The 24,835-nt window shown below is 72.7% G+C and carries 19 protein-coding genes and 1 riboswitch; of the genes, 10 read left to right on the forward strand and 9 right to left on the reverse strand.

What is annotated here, in order from left to right; genetic code table 11:
• Positions 1 to 54: 54 nt before the first annotated feature.
• The 4 genes from AMK11_RS08880 to AMK11_RS08895 form a co-directional block, all read right to left on the reverse strand.
• The gene (locus tag AMK11_RS08880) at positions 55 to 996 is read right to left on the reverse strand and encodes a hypothetical protein (RefSeq protein WP_073724916.1); all 942 of its coding nucleotides are present in this window, start codon (positions 994 to 996) and stop codon (positions 55 to 57) included.
• 175 nt (positions 997 to 1,171) lie between these two features.
• Positions 1,172 to 2,341 (reverse strand): vWA domain-containing protein, encoded by a 1,170-nt coding sequence (locus AMK11_RS08885; RefSeq protein ID WP_073724918.1) that lies wholly within the window; start codon positions 2,339 to 2,341, stop codon positions 1,172 to 1,174.
• Positions 2,338 to 4,947 (reverse strand): DUF5682 family protein, encoded by a 2,610-nt coding sequence (locus AMK11_RS08890; protein ID WP_443333924.1) that lies wholly within the window; start codon positions 4,945 to 4,947, stop codon positions 2,338 to 2,340. The genes AMK11_RS08885 and AMK11_RS08890 overlap by 4 nt, the downstream gene beginning before the upstream one ends.
• 102 nt (positions 4,948 to 5,049) lie before the next feature.
• A complete protein-coding gene (locus tag AMK11_RS08895; RefSeq protein ID WP_073724920.1) occupies positions 5,050 to 6,204 on the reverse strand; it encodes an ATP-binding protein in 1,155 nt (384 codons plus the stop codon).
• Positions 6,205 to 6,335: 131 nt separating this feature from the next.
• Between AMK11_RS08895 and AMK11_RS08900 the strand changes: the two genes are divergently transcribed.
• Positions 6,336 to 7,691, forward strand: coding sequence for an SWIM zinc finger family protein (locus AMK11_RS08900; RefSeq protein WP_073724922.1), 1,356 nt, complete (start codon positions 6,336 to 6,338; stop codon positions 7,689 to 7,691).
• A gap of 48 nt (positions 7,692 to 7,739) precedes the next feature.
• Positions 7,740 to 9,371, forward strand: coding sequence for a DUF5691 domain-containing protein (locus tag AMK11_RS08905; RefSeq protein ID WP_073724924.1), 1,632 nt, complete (start codon positions 7,740 to 7,742; stop codon positions 9,369 to 9,371).
• A 249-nt stretch (positions 9,372 to 9,620) separates the two neighbouring features.
• Here AMK11_RS08905 and AMK11_RS08910 read toward each other — a convergent pair whose 3' ends face one another.
• The gene (locus AMK11_RS08910; protein WP_073724926.1) at positions 9,621 to 10,037 is read right to left on the reverse strand and encodes a cobalamin B12-binding domain-containing protein; all 417 of its coding nucleotides are present in this window, start codon (positions 10,035 to 10,037) and stop codon (positions 9,621 to 9,623) included.
• A 432-nt stretch (positions 10,038 to 10,469) separates the two neighbouring features.
• On the opposite strand from AMK11_RS08910, the gene AMK11_RS08915 reads away from it, so the two are divergent.
• Positions 10,470 to 11,426 (forward strand): esterase/lipase family protein, encoded by a 957-nt coding sequence (locus AMK11_RS08915; RefSeq protein WP_073724928.1) that lies wholly within the window; start codon positions 10,470 to 10,472, stop codon positions 11,424 to 11,426.
• 230 nt (positions 11,427 to 11,656) lie between these two features.
• Positions 11,657 to 13,228: a M23 family metallopeptidase gene (locus AMK11_RS08920; RefSeq protein ID WP_073724930.1), complete on the forward strand. Its 1,572-nt coding sequence runs from the start codon at positions 11,657 to 11,659 to the stop codon at positions 13,226 to 13,228.
• A 76-nt stretch (positions 13,229 to 13,304) separates the two neighbouring features.
• On the opposite strand, the gene pcrA is transcribed toward AMK11_RS08920, so the two are convergent.
• Positions 13,305 to 15,800, reverse strand: coding sequence for a DNA helicase PcrA (gene pcrA / locus AMK11_RS08925; RefSeq protein WP_073724932.1), 2,496 nt, complete (start codon positions 15,798 to 15,800; stop codon positions 13,305 to 13,307).
• Positions 15,801 to 16,031: 231 nt separating this feature from the next.
• Positions 16,032 to 16,211, forward strand: a riboswitch (cyclic di-AMP (ydaO/yuaA leader).
• 7 nt (positions 16,212 to 16,218) lie between these two features.
• Here pcrA and AMK11_RS08930 point away from each other — a divergent pair.
• Positions 16,219 to 17,409, forward strand: a complete 1,191-nt coding sequence (locus tag AMK11_RS08930; RefSeq protein ID WP_073724934.1) for a C40 family peptidase — start codon at positions 16,219 to 16,221, stop codon at positions 17,407 to 17,409.
• A gap of 27 nt (positions 17,410 to 17,436) precedes the next feature.
• A complete protein-coding gene (locus AMK11_RS08935; protein WP_073724936.1) occupies positions 17,437 to 18,468 on the forward strand; it encodes a tellurite resistance/C4-dicarboxylate transporter family protein in 1,032 nt (343 codons plus the stop codon).
• On the opposite strand, the gene AMK11_RS08940 is transcribed toward AMK11_RS08935, so the two are convergent.
• A complete protein-coding gene (locus AMK11_RS08940) occupies positions 18,446 to 18,799 on the reverse strand; it encodes a hypothetical protein (RefSeq protein ID WP_073724938.1) in 354 nt (117 codons plus the stop codon). The two genes, AMK11_RS08935 and AMK11_RS08940, sit on opposite strands and share 23 nt — an antisense overlap.
• Positions 18,800 to 19,180: 381 nt before the next feature.
• Here AMK11_RS08940 and AMK11_RS08945 point away from each other — a divergent pair, with 381 nt between their 5' ends.
• Positions 19,181 to 20,236 (forward strand): C40 family peptidase, encoded by a 1,056-nt coding sequence (locus AMK11_RS08945; protein ID WP_079187320.1) that lies wholly within the window; start codon positions 19,181 to 19,183, stop codon positions 20,234 to 20,236.
• 5 nt (positions 20,237 to 20,241) lie between these two features.
• Here AMK11_RS08945 and AMK11_RS08950 read toward each other — a convergent pair whose 3' ends face one another.
• Together AMK11_RS08950 and AMK11_RS08955 are read right to left on the reverse strand one after the other, a co-directional pair.
• A complete protein-coding gene (locus AMK11_RS08950; RefSeq protein ID WP_073724942.1) occupies positions 20,242 to 20,985 on the reverse strand; it encodes a LuxR C-terminal-related transcriptional regulator in 744 nt (247 codons plus the stop codon).
• Positions 20,982 to 22,274, reverse strand: coding sequence for an ATP-binding protein (locus AMK11_RS08955; RefSeq protein ID WP_073725700.1), 1,293 nt, complete (start codon positions 22,272 to 22,274; stop codon positions 20,982 to 20,984). The genes AMK11_RS08950 and AMK11_RS08955 overlap by 4 nt, the downstream gene beginning before the upstream one ends.
• 180 nt (positions 22,275 to 22,454) lie before the next feature.
• Here AMK11_RS08955 and AMK11_RS08960 point away from each other — a divergent pair, with 180 nt between their 5' ends.
• The 3 genes from AMK11_RS08960 (at position 22,455) to AMK11_RS08970 (ending at position 24,829) form a co-directional block, all read left to right on the forward strand.
• Positions 22,455 to 23,882 (forward strand): PspC domain-containing protein, encoded by a 1,428-nt coding sequence (locus tag AMK11_RS08960; RefSeq protein ID WP_073724944.1) that lies wholly within the window; start codon positions 22,455 to 22,457, stop codon positions 23,880 to 23,882.
• Positions 23,869 to 24,111: a hypothetical protein gene (locus AMK11_RS08965; protein ID WP_073724946.1), complete on the forward strand. Its 243-nt coding sequence runs from the start codon at positions 23,869 to 23,871 to the stop codon at positions 24,109 to 24,111. The genes AMK11_RS08960 and AMK11_RS08965 overlap by 14 nt, the downstream gene beginning before the upstream one ends.
• Before the next feature lie 187 nt (positions 24,112 to 24,298).
• Positions 24,299 to 24,829 carry a DoxX family membrane protein gene (locus AMK11_RS08970; protein WP_198941320.1) on the forward strand — a complete coding sequence of 177 codons (531 nt, stop codon included), beginning with the start codon at positions 24,299 to 24,301 and terminating at the stop codon, positions 24,827 to 24,829.
• The last annotated feature ends 6 nt before the right edge of the window (positions 24,830 to 24,835 follow it).

The following is a 24,835-nucleotide window of genomic DNA, read 5'->3' on the forward strand; positions in this document are numbered from 1 at the left end:
GCAGCGGCCGGCGGCGTCCGGGCGGCGGGTCTGCGGCGGGGAAAGGTCCCGCCGCTAGGCGGGAGAGACCGGAATGTCCCGGTACCGGTCCCGTGTCTCGGCAGCGTCGGCGCGCACGAGGGCGCCGGGCACGAGTCGGAACGGGATCCGGGGATGCGGGGTGACCGCGTGCGCGTCACCGTGGCGGGGTGTGCCGTGGTCGGCACCGGCACCTGCGCCCAGCGCGCCGTCCGGATCACCGGTGGGCGACTGGCTGGCGGGGGCGGGGCTCGGGGTGGTCGCGGGCGACTCCGACACGGCGCGGTCGGTGGCGTCGTGCGCCGCGGGCCAGGCGGCGGACGTGGCGGGCCGCGGGCCGAAGGCAGCGGCCATCCGGCCCGCGGCCTCTTCGGTGGACCGGGCGTCGGAGACGGCTGCCGAGGCCGCGGAGGCTGCGGAGGCTGCGGATTCATCCTCGGCGCCGACCGCGTCGGAGGCGGCCGGTTCCGTGATCGACGGCAGGGTCTGCGGGAGGGGGTCGGCGGGCACCACCCGACCGGGGAGGCCGGTCAGATCGGGGAGGTCACCCAGGCCGGGCGGGGCGGTCAGGTTCTCCAGCGGGGCGGTCAGGCTCTCCAACGGAGGAACCTCCGCCTGCGCGGCCGATCCGAGCCCGTCCGCCACCGTCTCCACCACGTCGACGACCGGCCGCACGACCCGGTCCGCCACGGGCCGGTCCGCCACGGGCCGGTCCGCCACGGGCTGGACGACATCCTCGGTCACGTGTCGAAGCCCGAGGTCGGGTACGTCCACCCGGTGCTGCTGGGACACGTCGACGACCCGACCGGTGACGCCCCTCGGCGACGGAACGCCCTCTGCGGCCTGTGCCCGCTCTCCGCAGAGCACCCCCAGCACGAACAACCCGCCCACCAGCAGCGTCACGCGCAACGCACGCCGCCCGGCCGCCGTGCGCATCACGCGCCAAGCGGCCTCGGGCAGAACTGCTGACCAGATCAAGAGGGGGAGATTCCTCCCGTGCGGCGGAACGGTTCACGCGTCGTATGCACACGACCTGTCGATACGACGCGCGATCCTCGCACGTGCCTCCGTAGGTCACGCAAGCCTGGCCGCACCGATGACCAGTCATGTCCGTTTTTACGGGCGGAATCGGGCCACGCGGGTCGACAAATCGTCACCCGGCATCCGGTATCGGCAGCGCCCGCTTCTCGATGGCCGCGGCCATCACCTCCGGGAAGAGGTCGGGCGTGCAGGCGAAGGCCGGTGCGCCCAGCTCGGCGAGTGCCGCCGCGTGCTCCCGGTCGTACGCGGGTGCCCCCTCGTCCGACAGCGCCAGCAGCGTCACGAACTGCACGCCGGCCGCCTTCATCGCCGCGACCCGCTTGAGCATCTCGTTCCGTATGCCTCCCTCGTACAGGTCGCTGATCAGCACGACCACCGTCTCGGCGGGCCGGGTGATCTGCGACTGGCAGTAGGCCAGCGCGCGGTTGATGTCCGTGCCGCCGCCGAGCTGGGTGCCGAACAGCACGTCGACCGGGTCGTCGAGCTGTTCGGTGAGGTCGGCCACCGCGGTGTCGAAGACCACGAGCCGCGTGCCGATCGACCGCATGGACGCGAGCACCGCCCCGAACACGGAGGCGTACACGACGGACGCCGCCATCGATCCCGACTGGTCGACGCAGAGGATGACCTCCTTCTTCACGGAGCGGGACGCGCGGCCGTAGCCGACGAGCCGCTCCGGCACGACCGTCCGGTACTCGGGGAGGTAATGCTTGAGATTGGCCGCGATCGTGCGGTTCCAGTCGATGTCGTGGTGGCGGGGCCGGCTGACGCGCGCACCGCGGTCGAGGGCTCCGGTGAGGGCGGTCCGGGTACGGCCGGCGAGCCGCTTCTCCAGGTCCTCGACGACCTTGCGGACGACGGCACGTGCCGTCTCCTTCGTCGTCTCCGGCATCGCCTTGTTGAGGGACAGCAGGGTGCCGACGAGGTGCACGTCCGCCTGCACGGCCTCGAGCATCTCCGGTTCCAGCAGGAGTGTGGCGAGGCCGAGCCGGTCGACGGCGTCCCGCTGCATGACCTGGACGACGGAGGAAGGGAAGTAGGTCCGTATGTCCCCGAGCCAGCGTGCCACGGCCGGCGCGGAGGCCCCCAGCCCCCCGGAGCGGTCCCGCCCCGTCCGTGGCTCCGCCCCCTTCCCGTAGAGCGCGGTGAGTGCCCCGTCCATCGCGGCGTCCGGTCCGGAGAGCGGGTGGCCGGTGCCGTCGGCCTGGTCACCACCGAGCACGAGCCGCCACCGCCGCAGCCGCTCCTGTGCCGCCTCGGCGTCCACCGGATCGGTCGTCATGCGTCCACCTCCACTGGCTCGTTGACGGCGCAGCCCACGGGAACGGCGCTCGTGCCCGCCTGATCAGCTGATTCCGCCGCGCCCGCTGGGACCGCCGGGCCTGCTGATTCCGCCGGGCCCGCTGGGTCGGTCCGGCCCGCCCGGTCCACCGGGCCCGTCGGACGGGCCTCGCCCACCGTGTCCGCCTCGCCCACCGCCTCCCCCTCGCCCTCGCCCTCGCCCTCGAGGCCGAGCAGCAACCGGACCACCGGCAGCACGGCGTCGGCCCGCCCGGTGTCGAAGCCGGTGGCGGAACCGGGTGCGCCGCCATCAGTCGCCGTCACCCCCGCTCGGCCTCCCGGGCCACGCCGGACCAGCTCGCCGATGCCGCGGCGGACTCCCGGCTCGTACGCCGAGAAGGTGCGCCGCACCAACGGCAGTACGTCCGTGAACGCCTCCGCCGGTACACCGGTCAGCCACCCGTCGACCAGCGCGAGCAACCGTTCGTCGTGGAGGAGCAGCATGCCGCCGCCCGAGCCGCCGCCGAAGAAGCCCTCGATCCACGCCGCGGCGTCCGCCGGCCGCGTCCCCGGGGACAGCACCAGGCCCATGAGCCGCGCCGCTTCGTCCGGCGCGAGATCGCCGTCGTCCAGCAGGAGCCGGACGGCCCGCCCCCGGATGACACCGGGCACGGTGTCCCGGCCGGAGAGGGTGCGCAGCACGGCCCGCCAGCGGGCTCGCAGGTCGCCGTCGCCGGGCGCCGCGGCGTCGCCGAGCAGTCCCACCGCGCCGTGCACGGCGTCCACGTGCCGGCACATCTCCCGCGCCGCGTCGGCGTCCAGCGCGGCACAGGCCGGTGGCAGCCCCACGAAGATCCGCTCGGCGAGGCCCGCGGCGACCTCGGCCAACGCGCCGGTGCCGGTGCCGCGCACATCGCCGTAGCGCAGTGAACGGACGAGGGCCGGCAGGGCCCGGGCGAGGTGACCGACGTCCGCGTCGAGCGCCGCGCGGTCGGCGAGTATCCGCATCACCGGGCCCAGCGCGTCCGGCAGTTCGGCCAGCAGACAGCGTTCGGCGAGCGCGGTGACCTCGGCGAGGGTGTGTGCGGTGACGGCGTCCGCCTCCGCCCTGGCGGTCGCGGCGGCCACCACCGTGGTGCCCCACACCCCGGCCTCGGCGACCCGCACCGACAACTCCGGCTCCCACCGCAGCCGCCACGTCTCCCGGAACGTACCCGTGCTGCCCCGCGAGGAGGCCGGCTCCCCCCAGCCGATGCCGAGCAGCCGCAGCCGGTGCAGCAGTCTGCTGCGCCCCGCGTCGGTCTCCTTGCGCAGGTCGAGCTCCAGCTCCCGCTCCGGGGCCTCCGGCTTCAGCCGCAGCCGCCGCTGCAGCCGGGCCAGATCACGCTGGAGGGGCACCGCGGGCGCACCGGCGGGCACCTCGCCCAGCACGTCACCGACGACGAGCCGGTCGTGCACCAGTGTCAGGGGCACGTCCGAGCCCTCGCACATCACCGCCCGTGCGGCCTCCGTCGTCTCGCTCAGCCCGGGCAGCGGGCGGCCGCGCAGCACGGCGAGGGTCTCGGCCAGCCGCACCGCCTCGATGACGTGCGCCGAGGAGACAAGCCGGTCCTCCGCCCGCAGCAGCCCGGCCACCTTGGTCAGCCACCGCTCCACGGGCCGGTCCGGCGCGTCGAACAAGTGCCCGTACCAGCCCGGCGACTCGACACCGGCCCCGTACCCACTGGCCCGGGACAGCCTGCGGTGAGTCCAGGGCACCCAGGTCATGTCCACCTTGGTCCTGGGCAGCCCCTTCAACAGCGCCCGGTCGGCGCCGACGGCGACCTTGCGCCGGAGCGCGGGCACGTGCCAGGCCCCGCACACGACGGCGACGCCCCGGCCGAACTCGCGCTGCGCCGCCCGTACCTGGAGCCGCATGTACGCCTCCCGCAGCGGCTCCCGGTCGTGCCCGCCGCCCTCCTCGGTCTCCCGCAGCACCGTCATGGCCTCCTCCAGCGCCGTGAACGGTGCGAGCACGTCCCCGTCGCCCGCGTCCCGGTGCTCGACGGCGTCCTCCCACCAGAGCTCGGGATCGTCGTAGCCCGCGGCCTCGGCCAGCACGGCGAGCGGATCGCCCCGGAGGCCGGGGAGGGCGGCACCCGACTCGCCCCCCTCGCCGCCTGGGGACTCGTCCTCCTCGCCCTCGGACGCCCGCCACGCCAGCGTGTGCGTCGCCGGCAGGTCGATGAAGCGGGCCGGTACGTCGTGGTCCAGGGCCCAGCGGACGGCCACCCACTCCGGGGAGAACTCGGCCAGCGGCCAGAACGCCGAGAGCCCGGGTTCGTCCACGGCGTGGGCGAGGAGCGCGACCGGGGGACGCATGTCCTCGTCCGCGGCCAGCGGGATCAGGGCGTCGGCCTCGGGCGGCCCTTCGATCAGCACGGTCCCCGGCCGGGCCGCCTCCAACGCCGCCCGGACCGCCCGCGCCGACCCCGGCCCGTGATGGCGTACGCCCAGCAGCAACGGCCCGCCGCCGGCCCCCGTGCCCCCGCCGGGCTCGTCACTCCCGGCGTCGCCGCGCCCGTTCCCGCCCGGCCGGCCGTTCCTGGTGCTCTCAGCGCCCGCCACACCGCCCCCCTCGCCTACGGGACCAGGACGAGTCCTCGTCGACCGCCGTGACGCCGGGCGCCGGGGTGCCCGTCCGCGGCGGCGCCCACGTCCGCATGCCGCTCACGTGCTCACCTCCCGGCACGCCCGGTAGAAGTCCTTCCACCCGTCGCGCTCCCGGACGACCGTCTCCAGATACTCCTGCCAGACGACACGGTCGGCGGCCGGGTCACGGACGACTGCGCCCAGGATGCCCGCGGCGACGTCACCGGGCCGGAGCACCCCGTCGCCGAAGTGAGCCGCCAGCGCCAGGCCGTTGGTGACGACGGAGATGGCCTCGGCCGTGGACAACGTGCCGCTGGGCGACTTCACCTTCGTGCGCCCGTCGCCCGTCAGACCGTCGCGCAGCTCACGGAAGACGGTGACGACACGGCGGATCTCGTCGACGCCGTCCGGCGCCGTCGGCAGGTCGAGGGAGCGGCCGATCTGGTCGACGCGGCGCGAGACGATCCGGACCTCGGCCTCCGCGGTCTCGGGCAGCGGCAGCACCACGGTGTTGAAACGCCGGCGCAGGGCGCTGGACAGGTCGTTGACCCCGCGGTCCCGGTCGTTGGCGGTGGCGATCAGGTTGAATCCGCGGACCGCCTGCACCTCCTGGCCCAGCTCCGGTATCGGCAGGTTCTTCTCCGACAGGATGGTGATGAGGGTGTCCTGCACGTCGGCCGGGATGCGGGTCAGTTCTTCCACCCGGGCGGTCATGCCGTCCGCCATGGCGCGCATGACGGGGCTGGGCACGAGGGCGTCGCGGCTGGGGCCGTGGGCGAGGAGCCGCGCGTAGTTCCAGCCGTAGCGGATGGCTTCCTCGGGAGTGCCGGCCGTGCCCTGCACCAGCAGGGTCGAGTCACCGCTGACAGCCGCGGCGAGATGCTCGGACAGCCAGGTCTTCGCCGTGCCGGGCACGCCGAGCAGGAGCAGGGCGCGGTCGGTGGCGAGCGTGCTGACGGCCACCTCGACGATGCGGCGCGGGCCCACGTACTTCGGCGAGATCTCCGTGCCGTCGGGCAGGGTGCCACCCAGCAGGTAGGTGGCGACCGCCCACGGCGACAGCTTCCAACGGGGCGGGCGCGGGCGGTCGTCCTGCGCCGCCAGCGCGTCGAGTTCGGCCGCGAACTCGTTCTCGGCGTGCGGACGCAAGACCTCCGCTCCCGGTGCGGCGCCGTCCCGGCTCGGGTCGACGGACGTCGGTGCCGCGGATGTCGGCGCTACGGACACAGGCATGGCTGATTCCCCCTCCAGCTCGGCCGGTTCGATCTGTCATCCACGGTGCACCACGCCACTGACAATCGCTCTGACCTGCACAAATACTCGCTCGGAGTCGATTGTCAGTGGTGGGATCTACCTTCGATGACATGACTCAGCAGGGGGTGCGCTGGACCGCGGACCAGGTGCTGGCACTGGCACCTGACGCGGCGTCACGCAGAGCAGGCGGCAGGCTCGCCACGGTCGGCCCTTGGTCGGAGATGGGGAGCTCCGAGGAAGGGGCGGTGTGGGGGCTGTGCCAGGGCAGCGGCAGCCGGCCGTACCGGACGGTCGTCGACATCGCGGACGTGTCCGGGCCCGCGTACACGTGCGGTTGCCCGAGCAACAAGTCTCCGTGCAAGCACGCGCTCGGGCTGCTGCTGCTCTGGGCGGGCGGAGACGGTGCGGTCCCGGCGGGCGAGCCGCCGGGCTGGGCGGAGCAGTGGGTCTCCGGGCGACGCACGCGCGCGGCGGAGAGGACGGCCGCGGGACCGCCAGGGTCCGGCACTCGGTCCGGTGACCCGGCGGCGGCGCGGCGCCGCGCCGCACAGCGGGCGGAGCGGGTCACCGCGGGCGCGACGGAGTTGGAGCAACGCCTGGCGGACCTGTTGCGCGGTGGCCTGGCCGAAGCGGAACGGGCGGGGTACGGACTGTGGGAGGAGACGGCGGCCCGCATGGTCGACGCCCAGGCGCCGGGGCTCGCCTCCCGCGTGCGTGAACTGGGGTCGATACCGTCGTCCGGTCCCGGTTGGCCGGTCCGGCTGCTGGAGGAGTGCGCTCTGCTCCACCTCCTCGACCAGGGCTGGCTGCGGCGCGATCGGCTGCCGGAGGATCTCGCGGCGACCGTCCGCACCCGCGTCGGTCTGCCGTCGGCCGCGGACGGCCCTCCGGTGCGGGACGACTGGCTGGTCCTCGCTCAGTACGACACCGCCGACGCCCGGCTGACGACACGTCGCATCTGGCTGTCCGGCACGGAGACGGGCCGCTCCGCACTGCTCCTCTCCTACGGCGCCGCGGGCCGGGCCCCGGAGCTGACGCTGCCCGTGGGGCTGAGCCTGGACGCGGAGTTGTCGGCGTATCCGGGTGCCGGCCGGCAGCGGGCGGCCCTGGGCGAACAGTTCGCGCCGCCCGCACCCGCGGAGATACGCCCGGAAGGTGTCACGACTTCCCAGGCGGTGGCCCACTACGGCAGGGCCCTCCGTGACGATCCGTGGCTGGAGTCGGTACCGGTGACTCTGGAGCGTGTCGTTCCGGTGCCGGACGGCGACTCCTGGCAACTGGCGGACGCCGCCGAGGACACGGCGCTGCCACTCAACCAGGCCGTCGGCAACCGCAGGGGGCTGTGGCGCCTCGTCGCCCTGGCCGGTGGCGCACCCGTGACGGTGTTCGGTGAGTGCGGCCACCGGGGTTTCACGCCGCTGACCGCCTGGCCGGACGGGCCGTGCCGTGCAGTGCCGTTGTGCTGACCCACCCCTGCTGACCCGCCCCACGACACGGAACCGGAAGGGAACCGCATGACCAGGACGCCAGCGAGCGCGGACGCGGACACACCCGCGCCAGCACCCAGCCTCTGGGAGGACCTGGTCACCGCAGCGCTGCTCGGTACCAACCGGCGCACTCCCCGCGGCTGCGAGCCCGGGGCGCGTGCGCCGGCGGCACTGCTGGACGCGGCCGCCGCCGAGACCCTCCGAAGGCGTGCCGGGCTGTGCCCGGTCCCCGCGGCCGGGCGGCCGGAACCGGCTCCGCAGGACCCTCGCCCGCCCCTGCCGGCCGCCGCGGCGCAGCGGCTCACGATGCTGCTCACCGACCGGCCGGGCACACCGGGCGGCCGTCGGGGCACCGCGCCCGACCTGATGGAACTGCTCCCCAAGTGGCTGGCAGCGGCGAACGCCCGAGGCTTCGCGGCACCGCCCCAGTCGGTCCCGGCCCTGCTGGACGCCGCACGGGGTCGCACGGACCTGCGTCCGGCGGCACTGGCGTTCGCGGGTCCCCGCGCCCTGTGGCTGGCCCGGCTGAACCCGGACTGGCGGTTCGCCCTGCGGGCGACGCCGGGGGGCGGCACCGCGCTGCCCGGCCCGGAGGCCGCGGAGCGGATACGCCGCCTGTGGGAGGAGGGGCTCTTCGCCGAGCGAGTGGCCCTGCTGGCGTCCCTGCGGGCCCGCGATCCCGTGGCGGCCCGAACGCTGCTCGCCTCGACGTGGGTGACGGAGCGGGCCGAGGACCGGCTGATGTTCCTCGACTCACTGCGGACGGGGCTGGAGGCGGCGGACGAGCCGTTCCTGGAGCAGGCGCTGGCCGACCGCAGCCGCAACGTGCGGGCGACAGCGGCGGAGCTGCTGTCGGCGCTGCCCGAGTCGGCGCTCGCCGCGCGCATGGCGGCGCGCGCGGCGACTTGCGTGTCCCTCGACCGTTCCCTGGACCCACCGGCGATCGCCGTCGAGGCTCCACACGAGTGCGACGCGGCCATGGAACGGGACGGCGTCATTCCCAAGCCGCCTTCGGGGCGGGGAGAACGGTCCTGGTGGTTCGGTCAGTTGGTGGAGGCGGCGCCGCTCGGGACGTGGCCGGCCCGGCTCGGCGGACGTACCGCCGACGAGATCGTCGCCCTGCCGGTGGCGGACGACTGGCAGGGCGATCTGCAGGCGGCGTGGTGCCGGGCCGCGGTACGGCAGCGGAACGGGGCGTGGGCGAGGGCGTTGCTGGGCGCGCCCACGGCGCCCGAGGCCGGGGGGCCGGGTGCGGTGTCTCTGGCCGAACGGGCCAAACTCCTCGGCACGCTGCAGGCCGGCGAACGGGCCGAGTGGGTCGCCGGGTTCATCGCGACGCACGGCCTGTCGGAGGCGTTCCAGCTGCTCGGGATGTGCGCGGTGCCGTGGGCCCCGCCGCTCGGACGTGCGGTGGTCGACGCGCTCAACATCGCCCGGGACGCGGGGAGCTACCCCTGGAGCTTCAGCGGTGTCATGGGTCTGGCCGAACGCTGCCTCGACCCCTCGGAGGCAGGCCGCCTCGACGGCCTGCTGGCGATACCCGACGAACCGGAGGACGCTTCGCCGGGAGCCGGCGGGTACTGGGCGGAGGCGTTCCAACGGCTCATGACGACACTGCGGTTGCGTGCGGCGATGGCCGAGGAACTGGAGGCGGAGTAGCGGCGGGGCGGGTGGTGGAGACGCGCGACGTCGCACGCCGGTCGCGCCACCGCGCGGCCCGCCGCCCAGGCGATCACAGCACCCCGGCACCCGGCGACCGAATCCGGCGCGCTCCAGCTGCCGGCACCGGCACCGGCACCGGCACCGGTGCGCGACTCACACCACGCGGACGCACCACCACACCACCGCACCACGCGGTCGGACCACGCGGTCGGGCCACACGTCAGCCCGCACCGCCGGACCGCACGGCTACGCCCCCGCCGGCTCCCGCACGTTCGTCCGTACCCAGTCCACGATCGACGCCGTCGTCGCGCCAGGGGTGAAGATCTCCGCGACGCCCTTCTCCTTCAGCGGGGCGATGTCCGCCTCCGGGATGATCCCGCCGCCGAAGACCAGGATGTCCGCCGCGTCCCGCTCCTCGAGCAGCTCGATCACGGCGGCGAAGAGCGTGTTGTGGGCGCCGGAGAGGATGGACAGCCCGATGGCGTCGGCGTCCTCCTGGATCGCGGTGTCCACGATCTGTTCGGGTGTCTGGTGGAGCCCGGTGTAAATGACCTCCATACCGGCGTCGCGCAGTGCCCGCGCGATCACCTTCGCCCCGCGATCGTGGCCGTCGAGCCCCGGCTTGGCCACCACCACGCGGATCGGACCGGCTGCCACACCCATCACTGCCTCCATGAAGCGACTACATCCATCCGTACCGACAAGTACCGCACATCTCGCCGGCGCGGACACCCCGCACCACGTCGTCCGGGGAAGTGAACGCACGTTATCGCCAGCATCCCGCAACCGGCAGTTTCGCGGTGGATACAGAGGGGGAAATCACACGGTGGGACACGTTCGCCGCGCACCGTTCACAGGGCGCGGCGGCATCACGCGTACGGAGAGCTACAGCGAGGGCAGGCCCGGACAGCAGCCCGCCTCATCGCCGTTTCACCGACACCACAGGACTCACAGAGCACCTGAGCACCGGGTGTCACTTCGGCACCCCCATTCAGGCATACCTCGCAAACATCACCGGTCACTGGTGTCACGACTCTCCACGAGGGCACACGGGGGACAGAGGCGTCCCTGCGCGTGCCGACAGGAGGTCGGCCTATGAAGGTCACCACGGCAGCACTGCCCCTTCTCCCGCTCTGCCAGCGTCTCCTGCCCGGCCTGCCGGGGCTCCCCGGCCTGCCGGGACTGCCAGGGCTGACGAGTCTGACGGGTCTCCCGGGTCGGTTGACCGGGCTCTCCATGACCCTCCTGAAGGCCAGCGCCCTGGAGGTCGCGATCCTCGCCGGGCATCTTCTGCTCTACCCCTCGGGGATCATCCAGGAGCGCCGCTCCGCCTGCGCCCTCCCGCCGACGGACTCCCACGACGCCGAAACCTCACCCCCCACCCCTCGGCTCCCCGCCCCCGCCAGCCCCCCGGTCGTGATGCTGCACGGTTTCATCGACAACCGGTCGGTTTTCCTCCTGCTGCGCCGCAGCCTGGCCCAGCACGGCAGGCATCAGATCGAATCGCTCAACTACTCGCCCCTGACCTGCGACATCCGCACCGCGGCCGAATTGCTCGGACGGCACATCGAGGAGATCTGCGAGCGGTCGGGCAGCGAGCGGGTCGACGTCGTCGGGCACAGCCTCGGCGGGCTGATCGCGCGGTACTACGTGCAGCGCCTCGGCGGAGACCTCCGCGTGCGGACGCTCGTCACGCTCGGCACCCCGCACGCCGGCACCCGGGTGGTCCCCCTGGCGAACGCGCACCCGATCGTGCGCCAGATGCGCCCTGGTTCCGCGGTGATCGAGGAGCTGACCCGGCCGTCGCCCGGTTGCCGCACGCGGTTCGTCAGCTTCTGGAGCGATCTGGACCGCGTGATGGACCCACTCGAGACGGCCTGCCTGGACCACCCCGATCTTTCCGTGCAGAACGTACGGGTGAGCGGCATCGGGCACCTGGCTCTGCCCGTGCACCCCGCCGTGGCCACCGGCATCCGCGAGGCGCTCGACGCCGTCGCACCCCAGGCGGGCACGGGGACGGGCAAAGACACCGGCGGCCTGACGGTCGCCTGAGACCCGCCTCAGCCGACAGGAGAGCCCGAAACCGCGCGGCCACCACCCGATCAGATTCGAACAAGAATCGAATTCAAAGCCAAACTCGTGCCTGCCGTCCCCCAAAACACGGCCGATTGCCCGTTTCCTGCGCGCGCGAAACCTGACGAAGATTGTCGTGCCCGTATACCGCCGGGTACAGTCGCCGCACTGCTCTGGCAGCCCCTGTTGTCGAGGCGAAAGAGAAGTTGGTGAACGACCGTCACCCGTCGGGGACCATGACCACCCCGGCCCCGGCTTCCGACGCCGATCCGGCGCAGTACGCGTCGTACGGCACAGGGGAGGCCCAGTACGGCGACCTCACCACGTACGGCGGCTACGGCACCACCGGTTTTTCCACCGGCGCCACCGCCACGGCGGCCTTCGACGCGGACCCCCTCTTCGGCAGCCTCCCGGGCCAGGGCGCCGGTACCTACGACACCACGGGTTCGTACGACGCCACCCAGTGGTCCACCGGCAGCGGACAGACGCCCGGCTACGACGCCTACACGGACCAGAACCACGCCGCCTACGACACCGGCGCCTACGACACGACCGCCTGGGCGGCCGAGTACCAGCAGCCCGCTCCCGTACAGCCGCAGGCGGCGGGCGCCGAGGCCACCGGGCAGTGGGACACGGGCGCCTGGGACCAGCCGGACCAGTCCGGCAATCCCGCCGACCGGACCCAGCAGTGGGACTGGGGCACGCAGACCTTCGAGACCGGCTCGTTCACGACCGGCACCTTCAACGCCGGCACGTTCGACACCGGCGCCTACGACGCCACGCAGTGGAACTCGGCCGGCACCGCCCCGGAGATGCCCGAGGCTCCGGAGAACGCCGCGCCCGACGCCACACCGGCCCCCCAGGAGACCGGCTCGACCGGCTCGGACCCCGACTCACGCGACGTCGAGTTGACCGCCACCGGCGAACTCCCCACGGTGACCGCCCTCCTGGAGGACCAGGAGGAGGTCGTCGCCCCGGCCGCCCACATCCCGGCCCCCCGCGCCGGCTCCCGCAGCGGCGCCCGTTCCCGCCGTCGCCAGCCCGCCAAGCGCTCGGCGCTGATGACCATCGCCGTACCGTCGGCCTGCGTGATGAGCGTCGCGGGAATCGCGGCAGCCTCCGTCGGCGGCCTGAGCGGCGACGACGGCACGGAGGCCGCGGCGTCCGCGGCGGACGCGGACACGGATGAGGGCAAGGCGGCCCCGGTCAGGCCGTCGGCCGCCAACAACAAGCTGGACACCCAGCTCACCAGCCTCGCCGCCGGAGCCGACGACTTCGCCGACCGGGCCAGCCGGACCCAGGAACGCATCGACCTCAAGGCCCAGCAGGCCGCCGAGAAGAAGCGGGCGGCGCAGGAGGCGGCCCGCAAGGAGCGGCTGCGCCCGAAATTCGCACTCCCCGTCGAACAACACGGTCTCAGCGCGTACTACGGCCAGGCCGGCATCAACTGGATGTCCGTGCACAGCGGCATCGACTTCCCCGTGGCGTACGGCACGACGGTGATGGCCGCGACCGACGGCACGGTCCGCACGCAGTACAACTCCGCGTACGGCAACATGATGATCGTGACCGCGAAGGACGGCACGGAGACCTGGTACTGCCACCTCTCCAGCTACCAGGTGCCCTCCGGTACGACGGTGAAGGCCGGCGACGCCATCGCGTTCTCCGGCAACTCGGGCAACTCGACCGGTCCGCACCTGCACTTCGAGGTGCGCCCCTCGGGCGGTTCGGCCATCGACCCGCTCTCCTGGCTGCGCAGCCACGGCCTCAATCCGGCGTAGCGGAGTAACGTCTCAGCAACACGCCGAGCGGGGTCCGAGCCCTCCGGCCCGAACCCTCACCCCGCACACGACACCCTCAGAGCTTCTCCACCGGCGCGTACCGCAGCAGCAGCCGCTTCGGCTTGGTGTCCCCGAAGTCGATCGTCGCCTCGGCGTTGCTCCCCGTGCCCTTGATCCCGACCACCGTGCCGAGCCCGAACTGGTCGTGCGTGACCCGGTCGCCCACGGCCAGCGACACCGTCGGCTGGTCGGCCGCGGCGGACCGGCGGGTGGCGAAGCCGGAGGCGCCCGACGCCGAGGAGCGGGAGCGGGACGACGACAGCGAGGCGGCCACCGCGGAGACCGGCGCGGCGGGCGCGGGCCCGTTCGCCCCGGTCCGCTTCCACTCCAGGTGGGGCGTGGGAATCTCCTCCAGGAAGCGCGAGGGCGGGTTGTACGACGGCTGGCCCCAGGCGCTGCGAAGTGTGGACCGGGTCAGGTACAGCCGCTCACGGGCACGGGTGATGCCGACGTACGCCAGGCGCCGCTCCTCCTCCAGCTCCTTCGTCTGGCCGAGGGCGCGCATGTGCGGGAAGACGCCGTCCTCCATGCCGGTGAGGAAGACGACCGGGAACTCCAGGCCCTTCGCGGTGTGCAGGGTCATCAGGGTGACGACGCCGTCGCCGTCCTCCTCGTCGGGGATCTGGTCGGAGTCGGCGACGAGGGCGACCTTCTCCAGGAAGTCCGCCAGCGTCCCGGTCTCCTCGCCCTCTCCCTCGCCCTGCTCCTGCTCGAACTCCAGGGCGACGGCCGCGAGTTCCTGGAGGTTCTCGATGCGGGTCTCGTCCTGCGGGTCGGTGGAGGCCTGGAGCTCGGCGAGGTAGCCGGTGCGCTCGAGGATCGCCTCCAGCACGGTCGCCGGTCCGGCGCCGGACTCGACGACGGTGAGGAGGTCCTCCATGAGGGTGTTGAACCGCTTGACGGCGTTGGCGGAGCGCGCGGCCATGCCGTACGCCTCGTCCACGCGCCTGAGTGCCTGCGCGAAGCTGATCTTCTCGCGCTGGGCGAGGGCGTCGATCATCGCCTCGGCGCGGTCGCCGATGCCGCGCTTGGGAACGTTGAGGATGCGGCGCAGCGGCACCGAGTCCTCCGGGTTGGCCAGCACCCGCAGGTAGGCCAGGACGTCCCGGACCTCCTTGCGCTCGTAGAAGCGGACACCGCCGACGACCTTGTAGGGCAGGCCGACGCGGATGAAGACCTCTTCGAAGACGCGGGACTGCGCGTTGGTGCGGTAGAAGACCGCGACGTCGCCGGCCTTGGCCTCGCCCGCGTCCGTGAGGCGGTCTATCTCGTCGGCGACGAACTGGGCCTCGTCGTGCTCGGTGTCGGCGACGTACCCGGTGATCTGCGAGCCGGCGCCCTGGTTGGTCCACAGGTTCTTGGGGCGGCGGGACTCGTTGCGCTCGATGACCGCGTTGGCCGCACTGAGGATGGTCTGGGTGGAGCGGTAGTTCTGCTCCAGGAGGATCGTGGTCGCGTCCGGGTAGTCCTCCTCGAACTGGAGGATGTTGCGGATGGTGGCGCCGCGGAAGGCGTAGATCGACTGGTCGGCGTCGCCCACCACGCACAGCTCGGCGGGCGGGACCTCGGCCTCGGGCGGCACGTCGACGGGGTGTTCGGCAGGCGTGCCGACGAGCTCGCGCACCAGGGCGTACTGGGCGTGGTTGGTGTCCTGGTACTCGTCGACCAGGACGTGCCGGAAGCGGCGGCGGTAGTGCTCGGCGACGTCCGGGAAGGCCCGCAGCAGGTTGACCGTCGTCATGATCAGGTCGTCGAAGTCGAGGGCGTTGGCCTCGCGCAGCCGCGACTGGTACATGGCGTACGCCTGGGCGAGCGTCTTCTCGAAGCCGTCGGCGGCCTGGGCGGCGAAGTCCTCCTCGTCGATCAGCTCGTTCTTCAGGTTGCTGATCTTGGCGCTGAAGGACTTGGGCGGGAAGCGCTTGGGGTCCAGGTCGAGGTCGCGGCAGACCAGGGCCATCAGGCGCTTGGAGTCGGCGGCGTCGTAGATCGAGAAGGACGACGTGAAGCCGAGCCGCTTCGACTCGCGGCGCAGGATGCGGACGCAGGCGCTGTGGAAGGTCATCACCCACATCGCGTTCGCCCGCGGGCCGACGAGCTGCTCGACGCGCTCCTTCATCTCACCCGCGGCCTTGTTGGTGAAGGTGATCGCGAGGATCTGGCCGGGGTGGACACCGCGCTCGGCGAGCAGGTGGGCGATGCGGTGGGTGAGCACGCGCGTCTTGCCGGAGCCGGCACCGGCCACGATGAGCAGCGGGGAGCCGGAGTGGACGACGGCGGCGCGCTGGTTCTCGTTCAGCCCCTCCAGGAGCGCGGCCGGGTCCAGGGCGGGGCGGGGGGCGCCGTCCCGGTAGTACTGGTCCCGGTCCGGAGGCACGTCGAACTTCCCGCCGAACAGATCGTGCGGGACCGGCTCCGGTCCGTGATCGTCCTCGGGCGGCGGCGGAGGTTCTTCCTCGTGACCGCGGGGGGTCTGGAGGCTCGCCAGGAAGCTGTCGTCAAAGAGGCTGCTCATCGCTCTCCGAGTCTAGGGCGCCCCACCGACAACCGGTTCCCGCCCCGGAAAATGGCCGCGCTCCCCGCCCCGGACACGCCCCGCGACCGAACGGCACACCTTGCGTGACCCTCTCACCGAAGGTCACGAAAATGTATCGGGCATATCACCCACCAACCTTCACAGCCGCCACACGAGTTGGCTACGGTGCGGACAGGCCGCACGACCCCCTCCGGCGAACCTCGCCGGGCCGCGCGGCCTCCGCCGAGTCCGGCGTGCCCGCACGGCGCCCGGAGCCGGGGACCCAACCGAGAACCCTGGGGTGAATCGGCACACGCGCCCTCGTCGGGGCGCACGCCGTAGGGCAACCCTTCCGGATCCACTCCGCCCGAACCCGACAGCTAACCCGGTAGGCGGATCTTTGGAAGGAGTCGCCTCCTTGGCGTCGCACCGCAAGCCGCGCCCCACGGGTACGCGCGTCGCAGGCATACGGACCCCCACCCTCGCCACGGCGGCCCTCACCTCTGTGGCGCTGCTGTCCCAGACGGCCAGCGCCACGCCGTCGGACGAGGACAAGCCGAGCCTCGAAGAGGTCGAGAAGAAGGTCGACGACCTCTACCGGCAGGCGGGTTCGGCGACCGAGAAGTACAACGCGGCCAAGGAGAAGACCGCCAAGCAGCGCAAGCGCGTCAACAACCTCCTCAACGACGTCGCCCAGCGCACCCAGAAGCTCAACGAGGCGCGCGAGGAACTGGGGTCCTTCGCCTCCGCCCAGTACCGCACGGGCGCCGTGCTCCCGCAGACCGCGACCTTCCTGCTCGCGGACTCGCCGCAGGACTACTTCGACCAGAACCAGCTGATGAGCCGGCTCACCAGCCGCCAGAAGGACGCGGTCGACGACTACGTCACGCAGCAGTCCGAGACGATGAAGAAGCGCCGGGAGGCCACCGAGAGCCTCGAGACGCTCACCGATTCGCAGAACGACCTGAAGACGGCCAAGGCCACCGTCCAGAAGAAGCTCGCCACCGCCCGTGAACTGCTGTCGGAGCTGACCGCCGAGGAGAAGGCCCGACTCGCGGCGATCGAGAAGAAGAAGCAGGAGGAGGCCGCCCGCAAGGCCGCCGAACTCGCGAAGCAGCAGGCGGAGGAGCGGGAGCGGCAGCAGCGGGAACGGGAGCAGGCGGACCGGCAGGAGAGCGGGTCCGGCGGTTCCGGCGGCACATCCTCAGGCACCGGCACGACCAAGCCCTCCGCACCGGACGCCTCCTACGGCACCAAGGCCGAGAAGGCACTCGCCTTCGCCCGCGCCCAGATCGGCAAGCCGTACGTCTGGGGCGCCACCGGCCCCGGCTCCTACGACTGCTCGGGCCTGACCCAGGCCGCCTGGAAGGCCGCGGGCGTGACCCTGCCGCGCACCACCTACGACCAGGTGGACGCCGGCACGACCGTCCCCGTCTCCCAGGCACAACCCGGTGACCTGGTCTTCTTCTACGACGACCTCAGCCACGTAGGCCTCTACATCGGCAACGGCATGATGATCCACGCCCCGAAGCCGGGCGCGTACGTCCGCGAGGAGTCGATCTACTACGACGGCGAGGGGTCCATCCACAGCGTGGTGCGTCCGGCCTGACCCGCGAGGCTCTCTAGCATCGGGTGCATGTCATCCGGCGCCGCTCCCACCTCTCCTGTCTCCCCCTACCCTCTGCGCGCCTGGTGGGCGCAGCGCCCGCCGGCGGCCGGGGCCGCGGTGATGGCGACCGGCATCCTGTCGGTCGGCCTGCACCTCACCGGCCACGAGATCCTGTCCCGGATCGCCCTGGTGCTGGCCTGCGCCGCCTGGCTGACCCTGGCGGCGAACTTCGTCTACCTGCTGCTGGTCGAGCGTGCGCAGTGGGTGACGCGGGCGGGGACACCGGGCGCGCTCACCGCCGTGGCCGCGACGACCGTGCTCGGCACCCGCTTCTCGCTGCTCGGCTGGACGCCCCTGGCGGCGGTGCTGCTGGCGCTGGCGGCACTGCTGTGGCCCGGACTGCTGTTCCTCGTCGTACAGCACTGGGGGCGCCGGATGCCCGGGGCGGTGTTCCTGGGGTGCGTCGCCACGGAGGGACTCGCCGTGCTCGGTGCCACGCTCGCGGCGGCGACGACGACACCGTGGCTGGCGCACGCGTCCCTGGTCCCGTTCTGGCTGGGCATCGTGCTCTACCTGATCGCGCTGTTCCGCTTCGATCTCCGGCAGGTGGCCCGGGGCTCCGGGGACCACTGGGTGGCGGGCGGCGCGCTCGCCATCTCGGCCCTCGCCGGCGCCAAGCTGCTCGCCGCGGCCGGGACGGGCATGTACCTGTGGAACGCGGACGACCAGGCCGTACTGCACGACGTGACCGTCTTCCTGCTCGTTCTCGACCTGGCCTGGTACGCCGTCCTGCTCGCCGCCGAGATCGCGTGGCCGCGGCTCCGCTACGACGTGCGCCGCTGGTCGACCGTCTTCCCGCTCGGCATGACGGCGGCGGCGACGCTGTCCGTCGCCGCCGTCGTCGACGTGCCGTGGCTGGACGCGCCCGGTCAGGCGCTGCTGTGGGTCGCGGTCGCCGCGTGGCTGGCGGTCGCGGCGGGGGCACTCTTCCAGGCCCGGGCCGGGCTGCGGTCGGCGGGCGCGGGCCCGGCGGCTGTCAGGTCCACAGCACGGCGATGAAGATGTTGGCCACGGTCAGCAGGCCCACCAGCCCGAACAGCGGCTTCTCCACCTTCTCGTCGTCGCGCTTCACGTAGACCAGTCCGAGGATCACGATCAGCAGGGCGAGCTTCACGCCCATCTTGATGTTGTCGACGGACTGGTCGTCGGCCTGGTTGAGGCCGATCAGGACGACGCCGGTGACCAGCATCGTCAGCGCGCCGTGCAGCATCGCGGGAACGAAACGGGCCGTTCCCTGGCCCATGGCCTTCATCTGGGTCAGGAAGCCGCCCAGGAGCGACGCGATGCCGATGATGTGCAGACCGACGAAAATGTGGATGAGTACGTCCATGAGGCCGGAGCCTAATCAGGGGGCCGGACACGCTCCGACACCGGCCCGTCCGGACCGCGGCGCCGCACGCCGAGCTCGGGCGCATATATGCGTCCCCTAGGCCCTGTCGTCAAATTCCCGTCGTCCGCCCGCCGGGCAGGCGGGAATTTGACGACAGGGCCTAGCACCTCACCTTCCCCTCCCGCCCCCGATCCGGCACATCGGTCATCACCCATCGTGAAGACGACGGCCGCGGGGCGGGCCCACGGTCACATGCGGTCGCCCGACGGACCGGTACCGCCAGTTCCGCACAACCCGTCACCGGGCCGTTACCGTCACGCCTAGCGTCCTCCCCCGGGCAGGCCCAGCCGGGCCGAGTCGTACGGAAGGACGTGGAGCGCAGTGGGAACGCACCGCAGGCCGCGGCAGCGCATGACGGGCGGCGGAAGAGTCCGTACGGCGGCCACCATCACCCTGGCCGGTGCGGCCACCGCGACCGGCCTGGGCGGCGGCACCGGCCACGCCGACCCGGAGCCGACACCTGCTCAGGTCAAGGCCAAGGTGGACAAGCTCTACCGGGAGGCGGAGGTCGCCACCGAGAAGTACAACGGCGCCAAGGAGAAGGCGGACACCGCCGAACAGCGCCTCGAGGAACTGCGGGACGAGGTGGCCCGCAAGGAGGACCGGCTGAACTCGGCGCGCGAGGACCTCGGAACGGTCGCGGCGGCCCAGTACCGGAGCGGGGGCCTCGACCCGGCCCTGCAGCTCATGCTCTCCGCCGACCCCGACCGGTATCTGGACGGCGCCGCCTTCGCCGAGCGGGCGGGCAGCCGGCAGCAGGCCACCGTGGGCCGGGCGCGCAATGAACTGCGGGAGATCCAGCAACTGCGCGGCGCCGCACGCGTCGAGGTGGCGTCGCTGACATCACGCCGGGAGGAGCTGAAACGTCACCGCGAGACGATCACCGGCAAGCTGGCGACCGCCCGCCGCCTGCTGTCCCGGCTGACCGCCGAGGAACGCGCCCGCCTCGGCGACGGCACCGGTGACCGTGCCTCCCGCTCCTCGCCCGGCCCCCGGGACGGCCTCTCCGCCCCGGCCCAGGCGCCCAACTCCCGTGCGGCGGCGGCCGTCGCCTACGCCTACCAGAAGCTGGGCAGCCCTTATGTCTGGGGCGCGACCGGCCCCGACGCCTTCGACTGCTCGGGTCTCACCCAGGCCGCCTACCGCGCCGCGGGCGTCTCCCTGCCCCGCACGACCTACGCCCAGATCGACGCCGGCCGCCGCGTCGCCCGCTCGGAACTGCTCCCCGGCGACCTGATCTTCTTCTACTCCGGCATCAGCCACGTCGGCATCTACGTCGGCGACGGCAAGATGATCCACGCCCCCAACCCGTCGGCGCCGGTGCGTGTGGCGCCCGTGGACCAGATGCCGTTCGCGGGCGCCGCGCGGGTGGCGTGACCGAGTCAGACCAGCCGCCGCGCCGTCGCCCACCGGGTCAGCTCGTGCCGGTTGGACAGCTGGAGCTTGCGCAGCACCGCCGAGACGTGGGACTCGACCGTCTTCACCGAGATGTACAGCTGCTTGGCGATCTCCTTGTACGCGTAGCCGCGGGCGATCAGGCGCAGCACCTCGCGCTCGCGCTGGGTGAGGCGGTCGAGGTCCTCGTCGACCGGCGGGGCGTCGGTCGACGCGAACGCGTCGAGGACGAACCCCGCCAGGCGCGGGGAGAAGACGGCGTCGCCCTCCTGCACGCGGAAGACGGAATCGACCAGGTCCGTGCCGGTGATCGTCTTGGTCACATAGCCCCGGGCACCGCCGCGGATCACGCCGATGACGTCCTCCGCCGCGTCCGAGACGGAGAGGGCGAGGAAGCGGACGGGCCGCTCCGTGTCGCTCATCAAGGGGGCACAGCGGCGCAGCACTTCGACGCCGCCGCCACCGGGGAGGTGGACGTCGAGCAGCACCACTTCGGGCCGGGTGGCGGTGATGACGGTGACGGCCTGGTCGACGTCGGCGGCCTCACCGACGACCTCCACACCGGTCTGCGCGGTCTGACCGATCTCGGCCTGGACGCCGGTGCGGAACATACGGTGGTCGTCGACGAGCACCACACGCACGTGACGCTCCCCCGCGCCCGCGTTCGCCGGCTGTGCGGGCTCGGCCGCCTCTCCCGCCGCCGTTCCGTTCGCCTCGGTCGGGTCGCTCATGACGTCTTCTCCGCCCTCTCCATCTCCAGCTCGACCTCCGTGCCGCCGTCCGGCACCGCGCGCAGCCGCGCCGTGCCGCCGTTGCGCTCCATGCGGCCGATGATCGATTCTCTGACACCCATCCGGTCGGCGGGTATCGAGTCGAGGTCGAAGCCGGGACCGCGGTCCCGGACGGACACGAAGACCGTCCTGCCCTCGACCTCGGCGTAGACCTGAACGGCGCCGCCCTCGCCACCGTACTTGGCGGCGTTCACCATGGCCTCGCGTCCGGCCTGCATCTGTGCCCCGATCCTCTCGTCGAGCGGGCAGTCGCCGACGACCACCACCTCGATGGGGACGCCGTGCTTGTCCTCGACCTCGGCCGCGTTGCGCTTGACGGCCTCGGCGAGGGTGGTGGGCTCGTCGTCCTCGTCCTTGCCGTTGCCCTCCGGTTTGTAGAGCCAGGCGCGCAGGTCCCGCTCCTGGGCACGGGCGAGGCGGCGCACCTCCCCCGCGTTCTCCGCGTTGCGCTGGATCAGGGTCAGGGTGTGCAGCACCGAGTCGTGGACGTGGGCGGCGACCTCGGCCCGCTCCTGCGCGCGGATGCGCATCAGCCGCTCCTCGGAGAGGTCCTGGGTCATGCGCACCAGGTAGGGGCCGGCGAGGAGCGTTATACCGACGAGGACGGCGAGCGCGGCCTGGAGCACGGAGCCGAGGTGGGCGGCGGACCCCTGGAGGACGAAGATGCCGGTGACGCCCGCCGTCACCAGCAGGACGCCGGCCACGGAGCGCAGCAGGGTGACGGTCCGCCGGTGGCGTCCCACCTCGGCCCAGCGGGCCCGGCGGGCGTTGTCCGCCTGGCGCCAGACGAGGGCGACACCGGCACCGACGAGGACGGTCGGCCAGAGGTAGGCCTTCGCTCCGCCGCCGAGGTCGACATTGCCCACGAAGACCAGGGCCACGACGACCATGAGGAGCAGAGCGACGATCTGGCCCTTGTCCGGCTTGCGGGCGACGAGTCTGCGCCGGCCGTCCGGCGCGGTCTCCGCGGTGACGAGGGACGGCGGCTTCTGGGAGTCGACGCCGCCGACACCCAGCGGCACGAAGAACCAGAACGCCGCGTACAACAGCGCGCCGAGCCCGTCGGCCATGAACAGGCCGACGAAGGCGAACCGCACCCAGATGACGGGCAGCCCCAGATGCCCGGCGAGCCCCCGCGCCACCCCGCCGAGCCAGCGTCCGTCGCTGCTGCGGTAGAGCTTGCGCGGCGGCCGCGGTTCGACGAGTGGCGCTGCTGCGGCTTCCGGCATGACACTGATGGTCACACGGCCCCGGGAGCCGGAGCATCAGGGTCGGCCCCCTAGACTCCCCTGATCTTCGGACCGCGGGCCCTTCGAACGCTCCCCCGGCGCCGGCTCAGGGCCGATATCAGGGTCCGACCAGGGTCGAACCGACTGCCGCCTCGGCGCCGCGCCCGTCACCATGGACTCATGACAGATCACGAGCACGCCGCGACGGGTCCGGGACCCGGCCCCGGCCCGCGCCCACCGCAGGGCACCGGGCCGCAGGATGCCGCGCCCGCCGCGGATGCCACGGGTGCCGGAGCCGCCCCGGGCGCCACCGCCGGAGCCGACGGCGACGCCCCCGGACCGCCTCACCGGTTCCGGCGCGACCGGCGGCACAAGACGTTCGGCGGCGTGTGCGCCGGCCTCGGGCGTCAGTGCGACATGGACCCGGTGATCTTCCGGATCACGCTCGCGGTGCTCTCCGCGACCGGCGGCATCGGCCTCATCTTCTACGGCTTCGCCTGGCTCTTCGTCCCGTACGACGACGAGGAGGAGAACGAGCTGCGCAAGCTGCTGACCGGCCGAGTCGACGGCCAGGCCCTGGCGGCCGTGCTGTTCGCCCTGGTCGGCTGCGGGGTCTTCCTGACGATGCTGAACAACGGCGGAGTTCTGACCTTCGCCGTGGTGCTGTCCCTGGTTCTCGCCGGCGCCGGGTACTGGTCACGGCACCGGCGCACTCCCGACCCCGACCCCCTGGCCACTCAGGCCGTCGCCGACGCCCCGCCCGAGGCTCAGGCACCGCCGATCATGTACACCTGGCCCTCCTGGTGGCGCGAGCCCATAGTCAAGGACGGCAGCCACGTCGGCGGGACCGGATATCTGTGGGGCCCGCCGGACTCCGAGGACCGTGACATCGCGGCGGCCGTCAACATCGGTCGCGGTGCCCCGGGCGACCGCGTCCCCGTGGGCGACCGGCGCCCCCGCACCCCGCAGCCGCGCGGCCCTCGCGGCATCGGCGGCTGGATCTTCCTCCTCGCGCTGCTCGCCGGATTCCTCGGCACCCGCCTGACGTGGGACGAGCAGCCGCTCGGCACGAGCCTGCAGACCGGCCTGGCCTGCGCGCTCGCCGTCTTCGGCGTCGGCATCGCGGTCAGCGCCTTCCTGGGGCGCACAGGGGCCGGTTCCATCTTCCTCGCGATCATCACGGCAGGCCTGCTGGCCGGCTCCGCCACCCTGCCCAAGGACGTCGGCACCGACTGGGTCCGAAGGACTTGGGAGCCCACGACCGTGGCCGGCGTGCGCGAGCAGTACGACATCGGGGCAGGTACCGGCACCCTGGACCTGTCCCGGCTGGATCTGGCCGAGGGACAGACGGTGACCACCCGGGCCGACGTGGGGATGGGCCGAATACAGGTCGTGGTGCCGCCGGACGTGACCGTGCGGCTGAGCGTCGAGGTGGGTGTGGGCGACATCCAGTTGCCCGGCGACGACAAGAAGGACGTGGACGTGGCGCCGGGCAAGCACAAGGAGGTCACCCTGCCCCCCACGGCGGACGGCGAGAACGCCGGCACGCTCGACCTCGACCTCCAGGTCGGCGTCGGACAGGCGGAGGTGACCCGTGCTGCGTCATAGGTTCCAGCCCGGACGGCTGGTCGCCGGCTTCTTCCTGACCCTGGCGGGCGTCGTCTACGCGGGCGATGCGGGCGGGCTCTGGGAGACGCCGTGGTTCGTCGTGATCCCCCTCGTGGTGGGCGGCCTCTGCACGGCGGGAGCGGTCGGCGTCCTGGCCCGGTCCGTGCACCGGCGCCGGGGAAGGCTCCGGGCGAAGGCGGACGGGCCGCGGGCGGACCTGCCCGGCTGACGTCCACCGTCCTGCCACCCCGACCGGCACCGGCACCGGCACCGGCACCGGCAGCCCACCTGGACGGAAGCCTGTCGAAACCGACAGGAAGAAACCGGCCGGAGGAGGATTGAGCGGCGCCTCGGCGTCGTACGTATGGACCTATGAGGGGGTCTCGGCACGCGCGGGCGAGAGGCGGCTGGCAGTGATGACTCACGGCATGCGGACGGATGCGTACACCTCACATCCGGACGGCGGCGGAGGCTGGCGGGACCAGGCCACCCGCTACGCCCTCCTGCCGCTGCGGATCTTCCTGGGCGTCACCTTCGTCTACGCCGGTCTCGACAAGCTCACCGACAGCGCCTTCATGAAGGACTCCGGGGCCGGCTCCGTAGGCGACATGATGCGGACGGTCCGCGACTCCTCGGCCATCCCGGGCCTGGTCGACCTGGCCCTGAAGAGCCCCTCCGGGTTCGGTTACGCCATCGCCCTGGGCGAGCTGGCCGTCGGCATCGGCACGCTGCTCGGGCTGCTGACCCGGCTCGCCGCGCTCGGCGGCGCCCTGATCTCGCTCAGCCTCTGGCTGACCGTCAGCTGGGCCTCCGACCCCTACTACTACGGCAACGATCTCGCCTACCTCATGGCCTGGATCCCCCTCGTACTGGCGGGCGCCCCGCTGCTGTCACTGGACGCCGCATTGCGCTCCCGACGACACCGGAGGACGGGCGGGTACCGGTAGGACCAC

The organism is Streptomyces sp. CB02414, assembly GCF_001905385.1.
Taxonomy (GTDB): Bacteria; Actinomycetota; Actinomycetes; order Streptomycetales; family Streptomycetaceae; genus Streptomyces.